This is a genomic window from Streptosporangium canum (assembly GCF_900113865.1).
In the GTDB taxonomy this organism is placed as follows: domain Bacteria; phylum Actinomycetota; class Actinomycetes; order Streptosporangiales; family Streptosporangiaceae; genus Streptosporangium; species Streptosporangium canum.
Map to the genome: position 1 here is coordinate 245,204 of NZ_FOQY01000010.1, position 17,143 is coordinate 262,346.

At 69.9% G+C, this 17,143-nt stretch carries 18 protein-coding genes; 8 read left to right on the top strand and 10 right to left on the bottom strand.

Annotated features, from left to right (window positions below; translation table 11 throughout):
• Positions 1-12: 12 nt before the first annotated feature.
• On the top strand, positions 13-987 hold the full coding sequence (locus BM085_RS17655) for a ribonuclease Z (protein WP_093888050.1): 975 nt from the start codon (positions 13-15) through the stop codon (positions 985-987).
• Here the strand turns inward: BM085_RS17655 and BM085_RS17660 are convergent.
• The 5 genes from BM085_RS17660 to miaB all read right to left on the bottom strand — a co-directional run bounded on the left by BM085_RS17660 (position 933) and on the right by miaB (position 5,207).
• Complete coding sequence (locus BM085_RS17660; protein WP_093888051.1) at positions 933-1,721, bottom strand: aminotransferase class I/II-fold pyridoxal phosphate-dependent enzyme; 789 nt, start codon at positions 1,719-1,721, stop codon at positions 933-935. The two genes, BM085_RS17655 and BM085_RS17660, sit on opposite strands and share 55 nt — an antisense overlap.
• On the bottom strand, positions 1,718-1,846 hold the full coding sequence (locus BM085_RS46825) for a hypothetical protein (protein WP_281249851.1): 129 nt from the start codon (positions 1,844-1,846) through the stop codon (positions 1,718-1,720). The genes BM085_RS17660 and BM085_RS46825 overlap by 4 nt, the downstream gene beginning before the upstream one ends.
• 51 nt (positions 1,847-1,897) lie before the next feature.
• The gene (locus BM085_RS17665) at positions 1,898-2,575 is read right to left on the bottom strand and encodes a class III extradiol dioxygenase subunit B-like domain-containing protein (RefSeq protein WP_093888052.1); all 678 of its coding nucleotides are present in this window, start codon (positions 2,573-2,575) and stop codon (positions 1,898-1,900) included.
• Positions 2,576-2,808: 233 nt separating this feature from the next.
• Positions 2,809-3,348 (bottom strand): hypothetical protein, encoded by a 540-nt coding sequence (locus BM085_RS17670; RefSeq protein ID WP_093888053.1) that lies wholly within the window; start codon positions 3,346-3,348, stop codon positions 2,809-2,811.
• A gap of 362 nt (positions 3,349-3,710) precedes the next feature.
• Positions 3,711-5,207, bottom strand: a complete 1,497-nt coding sequence (gene miaB, locus BM085_RS17675; RefSeq protein ID WP_093888054.1) for a tRNA (N6-isopentenyl adenosine(37)-C2)-methylthiotransferase MiaB — start codon at positions 5,205-5,207, stop codon at positions 3,711-3,713.
• Between the two features lie 167 nt (positions 5,208-5,374).
• Here miaB and BM085_RS17680 point away from each other — a divergent pair, with 167 nt between their 5' ends.
• The 6 genes from BM085_RS17680 (at position 5,375) to BM085_RS17705 (ending at position 11,451) form a co-directional block, all read left to right on the top strand.
• Complete coding sequence (locus tag BM085_RS17680; RefSeq protein ID WP_093888055.1) at positions 5,375-6,034, top strand: Uma2 family endonuclease; 660 nt, start codon at positions 5,375-5,377, stop codon at positions 6,032-6,034.
• A 133-nt stretch (positions 6,035-6,167) separates the two neighbouring features.
• Positions 6,168-6,890, top strand: coding sequence for an amino acid ABC transporter ATP-binding protein (locus tag BM085_RS17685; protein WP_093888056.1), 723 nt, complete (start codon positions 6,168-6,170; stop codon positions 6,888-6,890).
• Positions 6,891-6,925: 35 nt separating this feature from the next.
• Entirely contained in the window at positions 6,926-7,735 is an 810-nt protein-coding gene (locus tag BM085_RS17690) for a glutamate ABC transporter substrate-binding protein (protein WP_093888057.1), read from the top strand.
• Between the two features lie 59 nt (positions 7,736-7,794).
• Positions 7,795-8,463: an amino acid ABC transporter permease gene (locus tag BM085_RS17695; RefSeq protein WP_093888058.1), complete on the top strand. Its 669-nt coding sequence runs from the start codon at positions 7,795-7,797 to the stop codon at positions 8,461-8,463.
• Positions 8,460-9,398: an amino acid ABC transporter permease gene (locus tag BM085_RS17700; RefSeq protein WP_093888059.1), complete on the top strand. Its 939-nt coding sequence runs from the start codon at positions 8,460-8,462 to the stop codon at positions 9,396-9,398. The genes BM085_RS17695 and BM085_RS17700 overlap by 4 nt, the downstream gene beginning before the upstream one ends.
• A gap of 175 nt (positions 9,399-9,573) precedes the next feature.
• Positions 9,574-11,451 (top strand): S9 family peptidase, encoded by a 1,878-nt coding sequence (locus BM085_RS17705; protein WP_093888060.1) that lies wholly within the window; start codon positions 9,574-9,576, stop codon positions 11,449-11,451.
• A gap of 41 nt (positions 11,452-11,492) precedes the next feature.
• On the opposite strand, the gene rny is transcribed toward BM085_RS17705, so the two are convergent.
• The 3 genes from rny to recA all read right to left on the bottom strand — a co-directional run bounded on the left by rny (position 11,493) and on the right by recA (position 15,565).
• On the bottom strand, positions 11,493-13,109 hold the full coding sequence (gene rny, locus BM085_RS17710; protein WP_093888061.1) for a ribonuclease Y: 1,617 nt from the start codon (positions 13,107-13,109) through the stop codon (positions 11,493-11,495).
• 436 nt (positions 13,110-13,545) lie between these two features.
• Complete coding sequence (gene recX / locus BM085_RS45955; protein ID WP_093888062.1) at positions 13,546-14,451, bottom strand: recombination regulator RecX; 906 nt, start codon at positions 14,449-14,451, stop codon at positions 13,546-13,548.
• 13 nt (positions 14,452-14,464) lie between these two features.
• Positions 14,465-15,565: a recombinase RecA gene (gene recA, locus BM085_RS17720; protein ID WP_093888063.1), complete on the bottom strand. Its 1,101-nt coding sequence runs from the start codon at positions 15,563-15,565 to the stop codon at positions 14,465-14,467.
• A 247-nt stretch (positions 15,566-15,812) separates the two neighbouring features.
• Here recA and BM085_RS17725 point away from each other — a divergent pair, with 247 nt between their 5' ends.
• Positions 15,813-16,115 carry a hypothetical protein gene (locus tag BM085_RS17725; protein ID WP_093888064.1) on the top strand — a complete coding sequence of 101 codons (303 nt, stop codon included), beginning with the start codon at positions 15,813-15,815 and terminating at the stop codon, positions 16,113-16,115.
• 43 nt (positions 16,116-16,158) lie between these two features.
• Here BM085_RS17725 and BM085_RS17730 read toward each other — a convergent pair whose 3' ends face one another.
• Both BM085_RS17730 and BM085_RS17735 read right to left on the bottom strand, forming a co-directional pair.
• On the bottom strand, positions 16,159-16,353 hold the full coding sequence (locus BM085_RS17730; protein ID WP_086572053.1) for a DUF3046 domain-containing protein: 195 nt from the start codon (positions 16,351-16,353) through the stop codon (positions 16,159-16,161).
• 68 nt (positions 16,354-16,421) lie between these two features.
• The gene (locus BM085_RS17735; protein WP_093888065.1) at positions 16,422-16,910 is read right to left on the bottom strand and encodes a VOC family protein; all 489 of its coding nucleotides are present in this window, start codon (positions 16,908-16,910) and stop codon (positions 16,422-16,424) included.
• Positions 16,911-17,143 lie beyond the last annotated feature (233 nt).

A 17,143-nucleotide genomic window follows, 5' to 3' on the forward strand; every position in this document is an offset into this window, starting at 1 on the left:
ACCATGTGGACTGTGTCCCTTCGCGAACTCGTCGTCCTCGGCACCTCCAGCGCGGTGCCCACCCGTCACCGTAACCACAACGGATATCTCCTGCGATGGGACGGTCAGGGCTTCCTCTTCGACCCCGGCGAGGGCACCCAGCGCCAGATGCTCCACGCGGGCGTCGGCGCCCACGACATCACCTGGATCTGCGTGACCCACTTCCACGGCGACCACTGCCTGGGGGTCCCCGGGATCGTCCAGCGCATCGCCAGGGACGGTGTCGCGCACGAGGTCCAGGCGGCCTATCCCGCGACCGGTGAGACCTACTGGCGCCGCCTGCGCCACGCCAGCGCCTTCGCCGACACCTCGGTGATCACCGAACGTCCCGTCTCCGGCCCGGTCACGACCTTCGAGGCGGGTCCGGTGACCCTCACCGCGCGCCCGCTCTCCCATCCCGTCGAATCCTACGGCTACCGCCTCGACGAGCCGGACGGCCGGCGGATGATCCCCTCCCTCCTCGCCGAACGGGGGATCGGCGGGCCGTCGATCGGCGAGCTGCAGCGCACCGGCACGGTGACCGCCCCGGACGGGTCCGTCGTGCGACTGGCGGACTGCAGCGGGCCCCGCCCCGGCCAGAGCGCGGCGTTCATCATGGACACCCGGCTGTGCGAAGGGGTGTTCGCCCTCGCCGAGGGCGTGGACCTGCTGGTGATCGAGTCCACGTTCCTGTCCGGGGAGGAGGCGCTCGCCTCGCGGTACGGCCATCTGACCGCCGCCCAGGCGGGCCGGGTCGCCGCCGAGTCCGGCGTCCGCGGCCTGGTCCTGACCCACCTGTCCGAACGCTACGACGCCGAGGACGGACCCCGTTTCCTCGAAGAGGCCCGCCGGTCCTTCGACGGCGACGTCGTCCTCGCCCACGACCTGATGCGCGTCCCCGTCCCCCGCCGGGATCACCCGGACCGGCGGGCGCGCAGCCACGTGGCGAAGGCGTCGAGCGCCTCCTGAGCCCCGCGCCGCCCCACCCCCAGGCGGAACCGGTCGGCGGGGACGCCGGTGAGCTCGGAGCGGTAGAGGCTCCCGGGCAGCAGCAGCACGCCGGCCTCCGCCACCAGGCGGTCGGCGGCCTGCGGCAGGACGCGCGCGGGGTCGAGCTCCAGCCCCCGGTAGACCTCGTCGCCGAACAGGTGGATCCCCCGCTCGTCGCACAGCTCGGCCAGGCGCCGCAGGTCGGCCGCCGGGATCAACTTGCCCGTCGGGTTGTTGGGGAAGTTCACCGAGACCACCCGGGTGTCGGGCCGCAGCGCCGCCTCGATCGCCCCGAGGTCCAGGGCGAAGTCCCGTCCGGCGTCGAGCGCCACCCCGGTGACCTCGCACAGCGACAGCGGGACCGTCTCGGCCGACTGGTAGTTCGGCGTGACCACGACGGCGTGGTCGCCGGGGCCGAGCAGGACGCGCATCGCCAGGTAGATGCCCTCCTCCGCGCCGGCGAAGCACAGCACGTCCGAGGGGAGCACGTCGGTGTAGGTGGCCGCGATCGCCTCCCGCAGCCCCGGGTCGCCGAAGGTCTCGGTGTAGCCGAGCCGCAGATCCGCCCAGGCCCGGCGGTCCTCGTCGTCGGCGAGCGCGAGCAGCTCCGCCATCGACATGGTCTCCGCGTCGGAGGCGGTCAGGTGGTGACGGGCGGTGAACTCCCAGCGGGAGAAGTAGGTCTCGAGCCTGAAGTCGGGCAGGAAGGTCATGGCGTGCTCCTGAGGTCGGACAGCAGGGTGCAGACGGTCGAGCGGGACACCCGCGGGACCCTGGCCACCACCGGCACGGCCCGCCGTACGCCGGACACGCCGAACCGGTCGAGCTCGGCCGGCACGGCGAGGCGGTCCTCCCCGCGGGAGGACGCGTAGCCGGCGACCGAACGGAATCACGCCGTCCAGCGGGCGACGAAGTAGCCGACGCCGTAGGGGGCCTCGTCGTAGAGGATCTCCCCGTTCAAGGAATCCGCCGCACCGCCGAGGACCTGCAGGGCGGCACGTCCGGCGAACCACAGCTCGGCGGCCTCGCCGGGGTCGAGCTCCGCGAGCGCCGGAGCCTCTGCCCGGCCGAGCGCCCCGACGATCGCGGTGTTGTACGGCCGCGCACGGAGGTCGAGGTATCCCGGGGACTTCTCGGTGAGGCAGGCGGATCCGTCGGCCATGACGAGCATCGCCACGCGTCCGGCCGTGGCCGCCAGCCGCCCGCCGAGGGCCGCGCACTCCGCCGGAGCCGCGTCGAAGGAGATCGAGTGGAATCCCGAGGCGGTCAGGTGCTCCCTTTCGAGAAGCCACCGGCCGATCGACAGGGACAGCGGCAGAACCGGCTCTCCGGGCCCCGTCCTGACATCGGGGCCCCAGGGCGCCAGACTTCCGGAGGCGTCCGCGCCGTAGGCGACGGCCCGGTCGGCGCCGCCCACCACGACGATCGCCTCGGCGGCGGCATCGCGCAACACCCCGACCGCCGCCGCGCATGCCGCGCGGAGCTCGTCGAGCTCCGCAGCCGCGGCACCGGCCAGCTCGGGGACCAGCAGGGGCGGGTGCGGGCACACGGCCGCGGCGACAAGCACCTCGCCAGACTAATCCAGGCCGACGGGGCCGTACTCCGCCGGTCCCTCACCGTTCTGCGGCGAGGAGCCCGCCCGGACGGCGACGCGGGACACGGTAAGAGTCCACCCCGCGCCCCGCGCCTCTGTCCGGGCCTCGGCCGACCGGCCTCATAGACCGTTGAGGGGAGTCACCGTGGCCCGTGTGGCGGACACCGGCGCCGCACGGACCGGAAGATACGGCCGATGGGGGATCGTTACTTTCCAGGCCCCCGGGGAGCCACGTATCCGGTGGCACCGTCACTACGGGGGTCGATCTGACCTTCATCCGGCTGCCGCGGACTGCTCTGCTGCTCCCTGGCCGGCTTGTCGGCCGTCGGTTCATCGGTGCCGGAGCCGCCCGCGTCGCGCTCGGCCGCCTTGCCCGCGCCGGAATCGGCGCGGGTGCCCGTGCCGGGGTCTCCGCCGGAGGTGTCCTGCTGACCGGACGCGACGTCCGGCTTCTGGCCGGACTCCTGCTTGTCGCCCTGCTTGACACTCTCGCCCGATCCGGGGTCCTGTGAGGCGTTCTCGGCGTCCTGTGATGACTGCGGCACCTGCGCGGCGCCGGGGCCGTCCGCACCGCCGTTCGTGACGGCGAGGAGAGCGCCTCCGCCCAGCAGGGCGGCGGCGAGGACGGAGAAAGCGGCTATGGCCGGGCCGTTTCTCCTGCTTTTCCTGCGGGGGTTCGGCCCGTCGGCGGGGCCCGCGAGGATTTCCGGCTCTTCGCGACCGGCCGGAGATTGAGGGACGTGCATGAGAAAAACTCCCTGCGGTTCTCGGGGGGAAACCTCCACGGCTTCCGAGGGTGCGAAACCACAGTAGTCACAGCGGGGAAGTGCTTGCACAGCGACAACAGACGGATCACGAAATGTCATTGCTTGAGAGACCCTGCTCAGCCGCCGTACGCATATGCCCTGGCGGGAACGGCCTCAGCGCCCAGATCGCCGCTCCCACAGAGGTTTTCGGCGTGCCGACGCCCCCCTGCCCCTTGGTTCCGGGGAACGGCGGACAGGGCCGGACCCATCTCGTAGGAGACCCCCGGAATCACTCCCGGCATGGCCCGCCGAACCGCTCACAGCACGGAGCAGCCCGCAATCTCAGCCCGCGCCGCCGGACCTCAGGAGGGGACGGAGCAGCCGGAGGCCTCGGGGAGCGGGGCGGGGCGGCCGATCGAGGGCATGCCGAGCATGACTCCGGGGCCGGCGGCCGGCGGGGCGGCCTGACGGGCCTGCCAGGCGTCGCCCGCGCGGGTGCGGCGGAGCTTCAGCGCCGGGCCGTCGGCCACCAGGTGGTGCGGGGCCGCGTAGGTCACCTCGACGGCGACCAGGTCACCGGGGCGCGGGGTCTCCTCGCCGGGAGCGAAGTGGACCAGGCGGTTGTCGGCGGCGCGGCCCGACAGGCGGCGGGTCGCCTCGTCCTTGCGCCCCTCGCCCTCGGCCACCAGCACCTCGAGCGTCCGCCCGACCTGCCTCTTGTTCTCCGCCCAGGAGATCTCGGTCTGCAGGGCGACGAGCCGCTCGTAGCGCTCCTGCACGACCTCCTTGGGGATCTGGTCGTCCATGGTGGCGGCGGGGGTGCCGGGACGGATGGAGTACTGGAACGTGAAGGCGTTGGCGAACCGCGACTCGCGCACCACGTCCAGCGTGCCCTGGAAGTCCTCCTCGGTCTCGCCGGGGAAGCCCACGATGATGTCGGTGGAGATGGCGGCGTCGGGCATGGCCGCGCGGACCCGCTCGATGATGCCCAGATAGCGCTCGGCCCGGTAGGAGCGGCGCATCGCCTTGAGGATCCGGTCGGAGCCGGACTGCAGCGGCATGTGGAGCTGGTGCATCACGTTGGGCGTCTCGGCCATGGCCGCGATGACGTCGTCGGTGAACGCGGCCGGGTGCGGGCTGGTGAAGCGGACCCGCTCCAGCCCGTCGATGTCGCCGCAGGCCCGCAGCAGCTTGCCGAAGGCGAGCCGGTCGCCGAACTCCACCCCGTAGGTGTTGACGTTCTGCCCGAGCAGGGTGATCTCCAGCACGCCCTGGTCGACCAGGGTCCGCACCTCGTTCAGGATGTCGCCGGGGCGGCGGTCCTTCTCCTTGCCGCGCAGCGCCGGCACGATGCAGAACGTGCAGGTGTTGTTGCACCCGACGGAGACCGACACCCACGCGGCGTAGGCGGACTCGCGCTTGGTCGGCAGCGTGCTCGGGAAGGTCTCCAGGGATTCCTTGATCTCGACCTGGGCCTCCTGCTGGACGCGTGCCCGCTCCAGCAGCACCGGCAGCGAGCCGATGTTGTGGGTGCCGAACACCACGTCCACCCAGGGCGCCCTGCGGACGATCTCCCCCTGGTCCTTCTGCGCCAGGCAGCCCCCCACGGCGATCTGCATGCCGGGGTTGCCCACCTTCGAGGGGCGCAGGTGCCCGAGATTGCCGTAGAGCTTGTTGTCGGCGTTCTCCCGCACGGCGCAGGTGTTGAACACGACCACGTCGGCCGTCTCCCCCTCGGGCGCGGGGACGTAGCCCGCGTCTTCGAGAAGGCCCGACAGGCGCTCGGAGTCGTGCACGTTCATCTGGCACCCGTAGGTACGTACCTCGTACGTGCGGGCGCTCTCCACGGTGACAGTCATCTCAACAGACAAGGGTAGGCGCTCCGCGCGGCCTTCGGACACGGCCCGCGCCCGACCTACCCTAGGTGATGAAACCGTCACGCTTAGCTAACGGCGTCGCTAATCTGGGGCTCCAAAGCCGCGTGCGAGAATGAGATCCGACCGACAGCTGAGAGTGGTGAGCCGCGATGGCGATGCTCGTGCAGACCTCGGAGGCGCCCGTGAAGGCCAAGAAGCCGCACAAGAAGGCGGCGCCGGAGCCGGCGAGCTTCTGGGCCACCCCGGGCGAGCTCAGCGTCGATGAGTGGTTCGAGCTCAACTCGCGCGACGACGGCAGCCGTTACGAGCTCATCGACGGGAGCCTCATCGTGTCTCCTCCTCCGCCGGCCCGGCATCAGTGGATCGGCGACAACCTCCGAATGCTGCTTCACGACTCCCTCCCCGAAGAGCTCGCGGCCATCACCGCCTCGGGCATGCTCCTGGACGGCAAGCCCGGCGCCATCCCCGACGTCATCGTGGTGGAACGGCAGCCTCTCCGCGAGGGCGCCAAGGTCGCCAGACCCGAGTGGGTGCGACTGGTGGTCGAGATCGTCTCCAAGTCCACCACGGCGACGGATCGCAGGATCAAACCCGTCAAATATGCCGAGGCGGGGATTCCGCACTTCTGGCGGATCGAGATGCTGCCCTTCCAGGGGCAAGGCAACGACCGGCTTCCGGTCGTGTTCACGTACAGCCTCAACGAAGAGGGCGCCTACCAGCTCACCCATCGGATTGCCGCCGGGGCGGCGACAGACCTCACCGAACCATGCAAACTGACACTCGATCCGGCCACTCTCGCGGCGATCTGACAGAAGCTGGACAAAATTTTACCCGAAACGGGCAGGTCGTGATCTGATCGGTACCGCAGGGTTAGCCCCGGGTGCCCTTTACAGAATTACGTTGTCCCCCATGACGGAGAACGGGGACACAACTCCTCTGGTTGTGCTTGCGGATGTCAACAAGCACTTCGGCAACCTGCATGTCCTGCGCGACATCAATCTGACGATCTCTCGAGGCGAGGTCCTCGTCGTCATCGGCCCCTCGGGCGGCGGCAAGTCGACCTTGTGCCGGGCGATCAACCGGTTGGAGACGATAGACGGCGGGACGATCACCTTCAACGGGCAGCCGCTCGCGGCGGAGGGCAAGACGCTGGCCAAGCTCAGGTCCGAGGTCGGCATGGTGTTCCAGTCCTTCAACCTGTTCGCCCACAAGACGATCCTCGAGAACGTCACGCTCGGGCCGATCAAGGTCCGCGGCATCGCCAAGGCGGAGGCCGAGCGGCGGGGCATGGAGCTGCTCGACAGGGTCGGGATCGGCGCCCAGGCGTCGAAGTATCCGGCGCAGCTCTCGGGAGGTCAGCAACAGCGCGTGGCCATCGCCCGCGCCCTGGCCATGGATCCCAAGATGATCCTGTTCGACGAGCCGACCTCGGCGCTGGACCCGGAAATGGTCCAGGAGGTGCTCGACGTCATGATCGGTCTCGCCCAGGAAGGCATGACGATGATGGTCGTCACCCATGAGATGGGATTCGCCCGCCGTGCGGCGAACCGGGTGGTGTTCATGGCCGAGGGCCAGATCGTCGAGGAGAACACCCCTGAGGAGTTCTTCACCAACGCCCGGACGGACCGGGCGAAGGACTTCCTCTCCAAGATCCTTACGCACTAACGGCTCACCCCCCTTAAAGAAGAAGAGGTAGCAGGATGCGTGTACGTCGTATTGGAGCCGTGGTGATCGCGATGGCGGCCGCGGCGGCGAGCCTCACCGCGTGCAGCGGCGGCAGTGACAAGTTCGTCATTGGCATCAAGTTCGACCAGCCTGGCCTGGGACAGAAGCAGCCGGATGGTTCGTTCAAGGGTTTCGACGTCGACGTGGCCAACTATGTCGCCAAGGAGCTCGGTTACACCGGCGACAAAGTTGAGTTCAAGGAGGCCATCTCGGCCAACCGCGAGTCCTTCATCCAGCAGGGCCAGGTCAACATGGTGATCGCGACCTACTCGATCACCGACGACCGCAAGAAGAAGATCGGATTCGCCGGGCCGTACCTGGTCACCGGCCAGGACATCCTGACCCGCGCGGACGACACGACGATCAACAGTGTCGACGACCTGAAGGACAAGAAGGTCTGCGGCGCCCAGGGCTCGTCCTCGCCCAAGCGTCTGGTCGACAAGTTCGGCGACGCCTGGAAGGGCCAGTACCTCACCGAGCAGCAGGGCTACGGCGCCTGCCTGCCCCTGCTGGAGAACAAGCAGGTCGACGCGATCTCCACCGACGCGACGATCCTGGCCGGGTTCGCCACCCAGTCGCCCGGCAAGTTCCGCCTCGTCGGCAAGCCCTTCTCCGAGGAGAAGTACGGCATCGGCGTGAAGCTGGACGACAAGGACACCCGCGAGAAGATCAACGCGGCCGTGGAGAAGATGTTCAAGGACGGCAGCTGGAAGAAGGCCGTCGACGCCAACTTCGGCGAGTTCGGAAAGTTCTTCACCACCCCGCCGGCCGTCGAGCGTTACTGATCGGCCACGAATCGGCCGGGGCGTGCGAACGCCCCGGCCGACGGCTATTGGAGGGATGAGTGCAGGCACTCTTCGACGAATTCCCGGTGATCCTGGGAGCTTTCTGGCTGACGATACGGCTCACGCTCGCCAGCGGGCTCCTGGCGCTGGTCCTCGGGACGATCCTCGCCGGGATGCGCGTCAGCCCGCTGCCCGTGCTGCGCGGGATCGGCACGGCGTACGTGAACATCGTGCGGAACACCCCGTTGACGCTGGTGATCGTGTTCTGCGGGCTGGGCCTCGGCCTGGTGCTGGACGTCTCGTTCTCCACGAGCCTGTCCACGAACTATCTCTGGCTGTCCATCATCGGCCTGTCGGCATACACGGCGGCGTTCGTCTGCGAGGCGATCCGGGCCGGGATCAACACGGTGCCGCTTGGCCAGGCGGAGGCGGCCCGCGCCATCGGCCTGACCTTCTTCCAGAACCTGCGGCTGATCGTGCTGCCCCAGGCGCTCCGCGCGGTGATCGCCCCGCTGGGCAGCGTCCTGATCGCGCTGATCAAGAACACCACGATCGCCGCCGCCATCGGCGTGGGTGAGGCCTCCCTGACGATGAAGACCCTCTTCGAGTCGCACGGCGACGCGGTCGTCCCGATCTTCTTCGGGTTCGCGCTCGGCTTCCTGATCCTGACTCTGCCCACCGGACTGCTGTTCACGTGGCTGTCCAAGCGCCTGGCGGTGGTCCGATGAGCACATTGACCGCGGAGCCGAGAAAGACGCGTAAACGCGCGTCCGTGCCGGATCGGGTCAGCGTCCTCTATGACGCTCCCGGCCCGCGCGCCCGGATGCGCAACACCGTGCTCACGGTGGTGGTCGTCCTCGTCGCGCTGCTCGCCGTCTACGTGATGGTGACCAAGCTGGATGAGAAGAACCAGCTCAACGCCGATCTGTGGACCCCGTTCCTCCGGGGCGACGTGTGGATCAACCTGATCCTGCCCGGCCTGTTCAACACGCTCAGCGCGGCGGCGGTCGCCGCGCTGATCGCGGTGCCGTTCGGGTTCGTCTTCGGCATCGGCCGGCTGTCCGACCACGCCTGGATCCGCGTCCCGGCGGGAGCGGTGGTCGAGTTCTTCCGGGCCATCCCGCTGCTCATCATGATCTTCGCGGTGATGTACGGCGGGAGCGCGGTCTTCGGACTGACCGTGACCCCGTTCATGGCGGTGGTGACCGGCCTGGTCCTGTACAACGGGTCGGTGCTGGCGGAGATCGTGCGGGCGGGCATCCTGTCCATCCCGCGCGGCCAGTCGGAGGCGGCGCTCGCGATCGGGCTGCGCAAGGGCCAGGTCATGCGGATGATCCTGCTGCCGCAGGGGGTCACGGCCATGATGCCGGCGATCGTCGCTCAGCTCGTCGTGCTCCTCAAGGACACGGCCCTGGGGTTCATCGTCTCGTTCGAGGACCTGTTGAACGCGGGGGCGCGCGTGCTGCCGTCCAACTTCAACAACATCATCCCGGCGGTGATCGTCATCGCGATCGTCTACATCATCATCAACCTGATCGTCGGGGCCATCGCCACCTTGTTGGAGCGGCGCAGCCGCCGTAGCCGCAAGACCTCGGCCCAGCCGGTCGCCCCGCCCGGGGCGGTCGTGGCGCCCGGTTCGGGCGACATCTCCGCGGTGGACTGACGCGGCTCTGTCCGAGGGCAGCCCCGGTTCCGGTGGGCTTGTCCAGGTTCCGCCGAGGGCGGTCACCGGTCGCGGTGGCCGCCCTCCGGCGTTCCGGAAAACAGAATCACCGCATGTCGCGTGGGATGAGCGCCATACCGGCGACAGGCGGCGGGTTATCGGGCAGGATTACGCCATGTCCCCCGAGCAGGTCGTCCTGCCGTACGCCACCTGGCCTTCACCGATCTCCAGCATCGGGGTGGCCAGGTCCGGGCTGCGCCTGGGATTCCCGACGGTGCTCGGCGAAGAGGTGTGGTGGACCGAGGACCGTCCCGCGGAGGGCGGGCGGACCACGATCGCGCACCGAGACGCCGGCGGCACGCACCGCGAGCTGCTGCCGGCGCCGTGGAGCGCCAGGACCCGCGTCCACGAGTACGGCGGGCGTTCCTACACGGTGGTTCCCGGCGGGGGCGTGGTGTTCGCCAACCTCGCCGACCAACGGCTGTACCTGCTGCTCCCCGGCGCCGAACCCCGGCCGATCACGCCGAGACCCGGCCGGGAGTCCGGGCTCCGCTACGCGGACATGATCGTCCACGACGGGCAGGTCTGGTGCGTCCAGGAACGGCACCACGACGGCGGGATCAGCCGTTCGATCGTGTCCGTCCCGCTGGAGGGCGGGGACGTGCCGCGGGAGCGGGTCAGCGGCAGCGACTTCTACGCCGGCCTCGCCCTCTCCCCCGGCGGCGAGCACCTGGCCTACATCTGCTGGGACCACCCCCGCATGCCGTGGAACGGCACCGAGCTACGGATCACCCGGCTGACCGACGGCACCTCCTGGACGGTCGGGGGAGGGCCCTGCGAGTCGGTGCTCGCCCCGCAGTGGCGCGACGACCGGCACCTCTATCTGATCTCTGACCGGTCGGGCTGGTGGAACCTCTACCAGATCGGCATCGACGGCACTTCGCGCCGGGCGCTCCACCCGGTGGAGGAGGAGTTCGCCGGACCGCTGTGGCAGCTCGGCGGCCCGCCGTACCAGGTGCTGGCCGACGGGCGGATCGCGGTCCTGCACGGGCGGGGAGACATGCGGCTGGGCGTCCTCGACCCGGACAGCGGCGTGCTGACCGACCTGGACGTGCCCTACGACGGCTGGGATCAGGTCCTCGCGTCGGACGGGCGCGTCCTGGCCGGGATCGGATACAGCGCGACGGCGCCCCGGTCGATCGTCCGCGTGGACCCCGCGACCGGGCGGGCGGAGGAGCTCCGCCGTGACGTCGACGAGCTGCCCGGCATCGCCTACCTTCCGCTCGCCCGGACCGTGGAGATCGAGAGCCGCTCCGGCCGCCGGGTCCACGCGTTCGTCCATCCGCCGTCGAACCCGCAGGCCCGAGGCGACGGCGCCCCGCCCTACGTGGTGTTCGTCCATGGCGGCCCCACCGGGCGCAGCACCGGTGCCCTCGACCTGGAGAAGGCGTTCTTCACCAGCCGGGGCATCGGCGTGCTCGACGTCAACTACAGCGGTTCCACCGGCTACGGCCGCGCCTACCGCGACCGGCTGCGCGGCCAGTGGGGCGTGGTCGACGTGGAGGACTCGGTCGCCGCCGCCGAGTGGCTGGCCGCCGAGGGCCTGGCCGACCCGGAGCGGATCGCGATCCGGGGCGGGAGCGCCGGCGGCTGGACGGTCATGGCGGCCTGCTGCGCGTCCGAGGCGTTCGCCGGCGGGGTCTCCTACTACGGCGTGAGCGCGCTCGCCTCGTTCGTCGCGACCACCCACGACTTCGAGTCCCGCTACATCGAGTGGCTGGTGGGCCCCGCGGATCCCGCCCTGTACGGCTCGCGCGAGCCGCTCGGCCGGGTCGCCGGAGTGAGCTGTCCCATACTTCTCCTGCAGGGACTGTCCGACCCGGTGGTCCCCGCCGCCCAGTCTCAAGCCTTCGCCGACGCCCTCGCCGAACGCGGCGTGCCGTGCACCTACCTCACCTTCGAGGGCGAGGCCCACGGCTTCCGCCGCGCCGAGACCCGCAGCGCGGCTCTGGCCACCGAGCTCGCCTTCTACCAGCAGATCTTCCGGCGCTGAGTCCGTCGTCACCGGGCAGACGCAGGACCCTGACGACGGACTCAGCGCGCGAACTCGGTGGCCCTGGACTCCCGGACGACCGTGATGCGGATCTGACCGGGGTAGGTGAGCTCCTCCTCGACCTGCTTGGCGACGTCGCGGGCGATCACCTGGGCCTGGATGTCGTCGACCGAGTCGGGTTTCACCATGACCCGGATCTCCCGGCCCGCCTGCATGGCGAAGACCTTGTCGACGCCGTCGTAGGAGGTGGCGATCTCCTCCAGCCGCTCCAGTCGCTTGACGTAGGCCTCCAGCGACTCGCGCCGGGCCCCCGGACGGCCGCCGCTGATCGCGTCGGCGGCCTGGGTGAGGACGGCCTCGACGGTCTTGACCTCGACCTCGTTGTGGTGGGCCTCGATCGCGTGGACGACGTCCTCGTGCTCGCCGTACCGCCGGGCGATCTCGGCGCCGATGAGGGCGTGGCTGCCCTCGACCTCGTGGGTGAGGGCTTTGCCGATGTCGTGCAGGACAGTGCAGCGCTTGAGCAGCATCGAGTCGAGCCGCAGCTCGGCCGCCATGATCCCGGCGATGTGGGCGGACTCCACGAGGTGGCCGAGCACGTTCTGACCGTAGGAGGTGCGGTAGCGGAGCTGGCCGAGCAGTGTGATCAGCTCGGGATGCATCTCGGTGATGCCGAGCTCCACCAGGGCGTCCTCACCGGCGCGCACGCACAGCTCCTGGACCTCGGCCTTGCTGCGCTCGTGCGCCTCCTCGATGCGCTGGGGGTGGATGCGGCCGTCGAGGACGAGCTTCTCCAGCGTCAGCCGGGCGGTCTCACGGCGGACCGGGTCGAAACACGACAGAAGCACCGCCTCGGGCGTGTCGTCGATGATCAAGTTGACCCCGGTGGTCGATTCGAAGGCACGGATGTTGCGGCCCTCGCGGCCGATGATGCGGCCTTTCATCTCGTCGCCGGGCAGATGCAGGACGCTGACGACGGACTCGGCGGTCTGCTCGGTGGCGACGCGCTGGACCGCCAACGTGACGATTTTGGTTGCCCGCTTCTCGCCCTCCTTGCGGGCCTCGCCCTCGATCTCCCTGACGATCAGCGCGGCCTCGCGCTTGGCCTGGTTCTCGATCTCCCTGACCAGCTCGGCCTTCGCCTGATCGCTGGTGAGGCCGGACACCCGCTCCAGGATGGCCTTGCGCTCCTGGGCGACCCGGTCGAGATCCTCACGGCGGCCGGCGAGCTTGGTCTCCGTCTCGGCGAGCTTGCGCGCCCGGTCGGCCTGGCGCCTGGCCTCCTCGTCGAGGCGCTGCTCCCGCTCGGCCAGCCGGTTCTCCCGGCGCTCAAGGTCGGAACGGAGCTCCTTCAGTTCGTACTTCAGCCCCTGGCTCTCCGCCTCGGCCTCCTTGCGCAGCTCGGCGGCGGCGTCGACGGCGGCCTCGGACCTGCGCAGGACCTCCTCGGCGTCATGCTGGGCCCTGGTGCGGATCTCGGCGGCCTCAAGCCTGGCCTCCTCCAGCGCGACCTGGATCTCGGCCTCCTGCTCGGGGGAGGGCCCCTTCGTCCCGCCGGCTCCACCGGTGCGACGCAGCAACACGATCAGCGCGGCTATCGTCACCACGGCAAGAACCGCAACCGCCCCCGCCAATATGACGACCACAACCGGATCCATGCGCGCCCCGCCCTCCTCGCGTCGCAAATATCAAGCACGCGAGGGTCACACGCACGGCACGGAAAACCCAAGCGCTGGCGCCGTCAGGGCAGACCTCAACACGGGACCGACGCTGCACCGGCCACTCCCGCCGGCACGCCGTCTGCCCGCATCCACCAAGCTTGCACGTCCGTAATTCGCCGTTATGACAATCCGCACTGCGCGGAGTAACTCCTCACTGCCGTCGAGGTTAAGCGGCAAAGAGGTAACGGGCAAGCAAAGCCAGCCTGGGGACCGTTCAAACATGAGGGGCCGATGTTTCTTACCCGTCTGTCTCGGTCGAGGCCGGGTGAAGGCGCCGGGACCTTGACATTACCGGGGGTGACGGCGCCGGTCTTTTGCGTCAAGACGCCACTCATCCGACCCTTTCGGCGTAAAACATCTGTGCGTGTTTTCGCTAGTCGTGTGGGTAATCCAGCTCCGCGGAAAACGCGGGACTTTCCGCCTCTTCACCCTCAAGTGCCTCACGGACCACACGGAAGGCCAGACCGGGACCGTATCCCTTCCGGGCGAGCATGCCGGCCAGCCTCCGGGTCCTGACGGCCGACTCCAGACCGCGGGTCGCCGAGAGCTTGCGAGCCACGAGCCTGCGGGCCGTCTCCACCTCCTGCTCGGGGTCGAGCTGCTCCACCGCCTCCTTGACGGTGTCCTCGTCCACCCCACGGTGGCGTAGCTCCGAGGCGAGGGCTCTGCGGGCGAGACCTCGCCCGGCGTGACGTGAGCTCACCCACGCCGCGGCGAACGCCTCGTCATCGATGAGCCCGACCTCAGAGAACCTCTCAAGCACGGCCTCGGCCGCCTCTTCGGGCACCTCACGCTTGCGCAGCGCCTCGGCGAGCTGGGCCCTGGTGCGCGGAGCCATGGTCAGCAGCCGCAGGCAGATCGCCCGAGCCACGGCCTGCGGATCGGCCGCGGGCCCCCGGCTCGCCGGGGATCCGTCGACCGGCCCATCGGGCAGGATCCCCTGGGAGCCGCCTCGCGACCGCTTCGCACCGCGCCGGGACCCGCGGCCACCCCGGCCTCGGGTCTCCCCGCCGGAGCGGTCGCCCGCCTCACCTGTGAAACCGTCGTCCGGAACGGGCTCGCCACCCGGGGCCGGGCCGCTCTCCCAGCCAGGGACTGAGTCGTTCGGCCCGCCCGGATCGGAGGTCTCCCACGCTCCCGGCCGATCCCGGCGCGAGCGCCGTGAGCGGCCGCCTCTTCTGCCCGTCCCGGAGGACCCGGCCTCCGGAACATCCGGCCAGGCACCCCAGTCCCGCGGCCCGGCCTCGCCGGCCGGACCGGAGTCAGGTCCCGTCGTCATCGATCAATCCGGTTCAGACGTCACCCGGCTTGGGAGTGGCCGCCTTGGAGCCGCGACCGGAGGTGGCGGGAACCGGCGCGGCGGGAGCGGCGGGCGGCGGGGTGGCCGGAGTGTCGAGGCGGGGACCGATGCCGAGCTTCTCCTTGATCTTCTTCTCGATCTCGTTGGCCATGTCGGGGTGGTTCTTCAGGAAGTTGCGGGCGTTCTCCTTGCCCTGCCCCAACTGGTCGCCCTCGTAGGTGTACCAGGCGCCGGACTTGCGGACGAAGCCGTGCTCGACACCCATGTCGATCAGGCCGCCCTCACGGGAGATGCCGACCCCGTAGAGGATGTCGAAGTCGGCCACGCGGAAGGGCGGGGCCATCTTGTTCTTGACGACCTTCACACGGGTGCGGTTGCCGACCGCCTCGGTGCCGTCCTTCAACGTCTCGATGCGGCGGATGTCGAGACGGACCGAGGCGTAGAACTTCAGCGCCTTTCCACCGGTCGTGGTCTCGGGCGAGCCGAACATGACGCCGATCTTCTCGCGGAGCTGGTTGATGAAGATCGCGGTGGTGCCGGTGTTGTTGAGCGCGCCGGCGACCTTGCGCAGCGCCTGGGACATCAGGCGGGCCTGGAGGCCGACGTGGCTGTCGCCCATCTCGCCCTCGATCTCGGCCTTGGGCACCAGGGCCGCGACCGAGTCGATGACCAGCAGGTCGACGGCGCCCGACCGGATCAGCATGTCGGCGATCTCCAGCGCCTGCTCACCGGTGTCGGGCTGGGAGACGAGCAGCGCGTCGGTGTCGACGCCCAGCTTCTTGGCGTATTCCGGGTCGAGGGCGTGCTCGGCGTCGATGAACGCGGCGATGCCGCCGGCCCGCTGGGCGTTGGCCACCGCGTGCAGCGCGACGGTGGTCTTACCGGAGGACTCCGGACCGTAGACCTCGACGATGCGGCCGCGCGGGAACCCGCCGATGCCGAGCGCGACGTCGAGCGCGATGGAACTGGTCGGGATGACTTCGATGGGCGCGCGGGTCTCGTCGCCGAGGCGCATGACAGAGCCCTTGCCGAACTGACGCTCGATCTGAGCGAGCGCGGTCTCGAGCGCCTTCTCGCGGTCGTTAGCCGCCATGGGAGCCCCCTGAAGGGTCGCGGGTTGAATCGGTTGCCAGAAAGCTACGGGGTGCCACCGACATTTTCTGGAGAGCACGCCACGAGTGGCGGCGTGTCCAATATAGCCGAACGATTGTTCGATCGTGGCTCAACGGCGTCACGCGTTCCCGGGGTGGCGCAGGCCGCAGGGGGCGGCGGACCCCACCCCGGGGGCGACATTTCCGATCGTTCCCCCCGACCTGTTGCCACCGGGCTGAGCTGCGGCGATGCTGAAGGCAAACGACCGCGAGGTGACCGACGTGACCACCGCGTTCGCCCGGCGACGCCTGGCCCACCTTGAGTCCCTGGCCGCCGAGCTGCCCGGCCGGGGGCTGGCGGGCCGCATGCTCGGAGCCGGAGCCCCCGTGCTCTGGGTGTGGCATCCGGACACGAGGCGGCAGACGATCGTCTTCGCCTGCCCGGCAGGGGACGGCTGGCTCTTCCTGTGGTCCCCGGACGGCCAGGAGAGCACCGAGAACCCCGGCCATGTGGCCGACCTGATCGGGAAACTGCTGAACGGCACCCCCTGACCCGGGGCCTTCCGGACGCCTCGGCCCGCTTGGCCCGCGCCCTTCAGCGCAGCCGGGCGGAGACGTCGGACACCCCGCACACGGCCCGCCAGACCTCCTTGGCGGCGACACCGTCGGCCAGCGCCTGGTTCACCGTCCGACCACCGAGATCGGCGATGACGTAGTCGCGGGCCCACGACTCCGCGTACGGGTCACCGAAGTGCAGTTTCATCCGGTTCCAGAACTCCGACAGGCGCATGCTCCAAGTGTGGCCCCTCCCCGTCGCGCTCATGACCGGACAGGGCTTTCGCCGGTCGCGGCCGGGGCTCAGCGAACGCGGGAGCCGTACATCTCGCCCAGCGGGTCGGCGAGCAGTTCCAGGCGAGCCCCGTCGGGATCCCTGAAGTAGATCGACGCGCCGCTCTCGATCTGGTGCGGCACGCCCGCGGCCTCCAACTTGCCCCGCAGCCGCTCCCAGGTCGACGGGTCGACGGAGATGGCGATGTGGTGGAGCCCGCCGAGGACCTCCCGGTAGGGGCCGAGGTCCAGGTCGGGGAAGTCGAAGAAGGCCAGCAGGCTGCCGTTCCCGACGTCGAAGAAGAAGTGGTTCGATCCCCGGTGGTCGCGGTTGTCGAAGATCTCCGTCAGGGGGAACTCCAGCAGATCCTGGTAGAAGGCGATCGTCGTCTCCACGTCGGAGGAGATCAGCGCGAAGTGGTGCAGGCCCCTCGCGCTGCTCGGCGGGCGGTGCTCCCGCAGATGCTCCGCCTTGATCCGCTCGCGTGCCGTCTCCACTGCCGGATGGTCGATGCTCATCGCTGGCTCACCGCTCAATGCGTCGGGTGCTCGTCTGATCTCTATCTCCCCGACAGGACGCGGCGAACCTTCCCCAGCCGTCACGCCATGGTGGCGGGGACCTCCTCCCCGATCCCCCACGGACGTTCCGGGTGCGGGAACGCGGACCTGGCGACGGTCCCGTCCGCCCTGCCGGCCGGTGTGACGGAGCCGGCCCACCCGGCGGGCAGCCGCTCGGACCAATCGTGACCCCG

Coding starts and splice junctions, on each gene's coding strand:
- BM085_RS17660 (WP_093888051.1), bottom strand. CDS start 1,721: ATGACCTTCCTGCCCGACTTCAGGCTCGAGACCTACTTCTCCCGCTGG.
- BM085_RS17670 (WP_093888053.1), bottom strand. CDS start 3,348: ATGCACGTCCCTCAATCTCCGGCCGGTCGCGAAGAGCCGGAAATCCTC.
- miaB (WP_093888054.1), bottom strand. CDS start 5,207: ATGACTGTCACCGTGGAGAGCGCCCGCACGTACGAGGTACGTACCTAC.
- BM085_RS17680 (WP_093888055.1), top strand. CDS start 5,375: ATGGCGATGCTCGTGCAGACCTCGGAGGCGCCCGTGAAGGCCAAGAAG.
- BM085_RS17690 (WP_093888057.1), top strand. CDS start 6,926: ATGCGTGTACGTCGTATTGGAGCCGTGGTGATCGCGATGGCGGCCGCG.
- BM085_RS17700 (WP_093888059.1), top strand. CDS start 8,460: ATGAGCACATTGACCGCGGAGCCGAGAAAGACGCGTAAACGCGCGTCC.
- BM085_RS17705 (WP_093888060.1), top strand. CDS start 9,574: ATGTCCCCCGAGCAGGTCGTCCTGCCGTACGCCACCTGGCCTTCACCG.
- rny (WP_093888061.1), bottom strand. CDS start 13,109: ATGGATCCGGTTGTGGTCGTCATATTGGCGGGGGCGGTTGCGGTTCTT.
- recX (WP_093888062.1), bottom strand. CDS start 14,451: ATGACGACGGGACCTGACTCCGGTCCGGCCGGCGAGGCCGGGCCGCGG.
- recA (WP_093888063.1), bottom strand. CDS start 15,565: ATGGCGGCTAACGACCGCGAGAAGGCGCTCGAGACCGCGCTCGCTCAG.
- BM085_RS17725 (WP_093888064.1), top strand. CDS start 15,813: ATGCTGAAGGCAAACGACCGCGAGGTGACCGACGTGACCACCGCGTTC.
- BM085_RS17730 (WP_086572053.1), bottom strand. CDS start 16,353: ATGCGCCTGTCGGAGTTCTGGAACCGGATGAAACTGCACTTCGGTGAC.
- BM085_RS17735 (WP_093888065.1), bottom strand. CDS start 16,910: ATGAGCATCGACCATCCGGCAGTGGAGACGGCACGCGAGCGGATCAAG.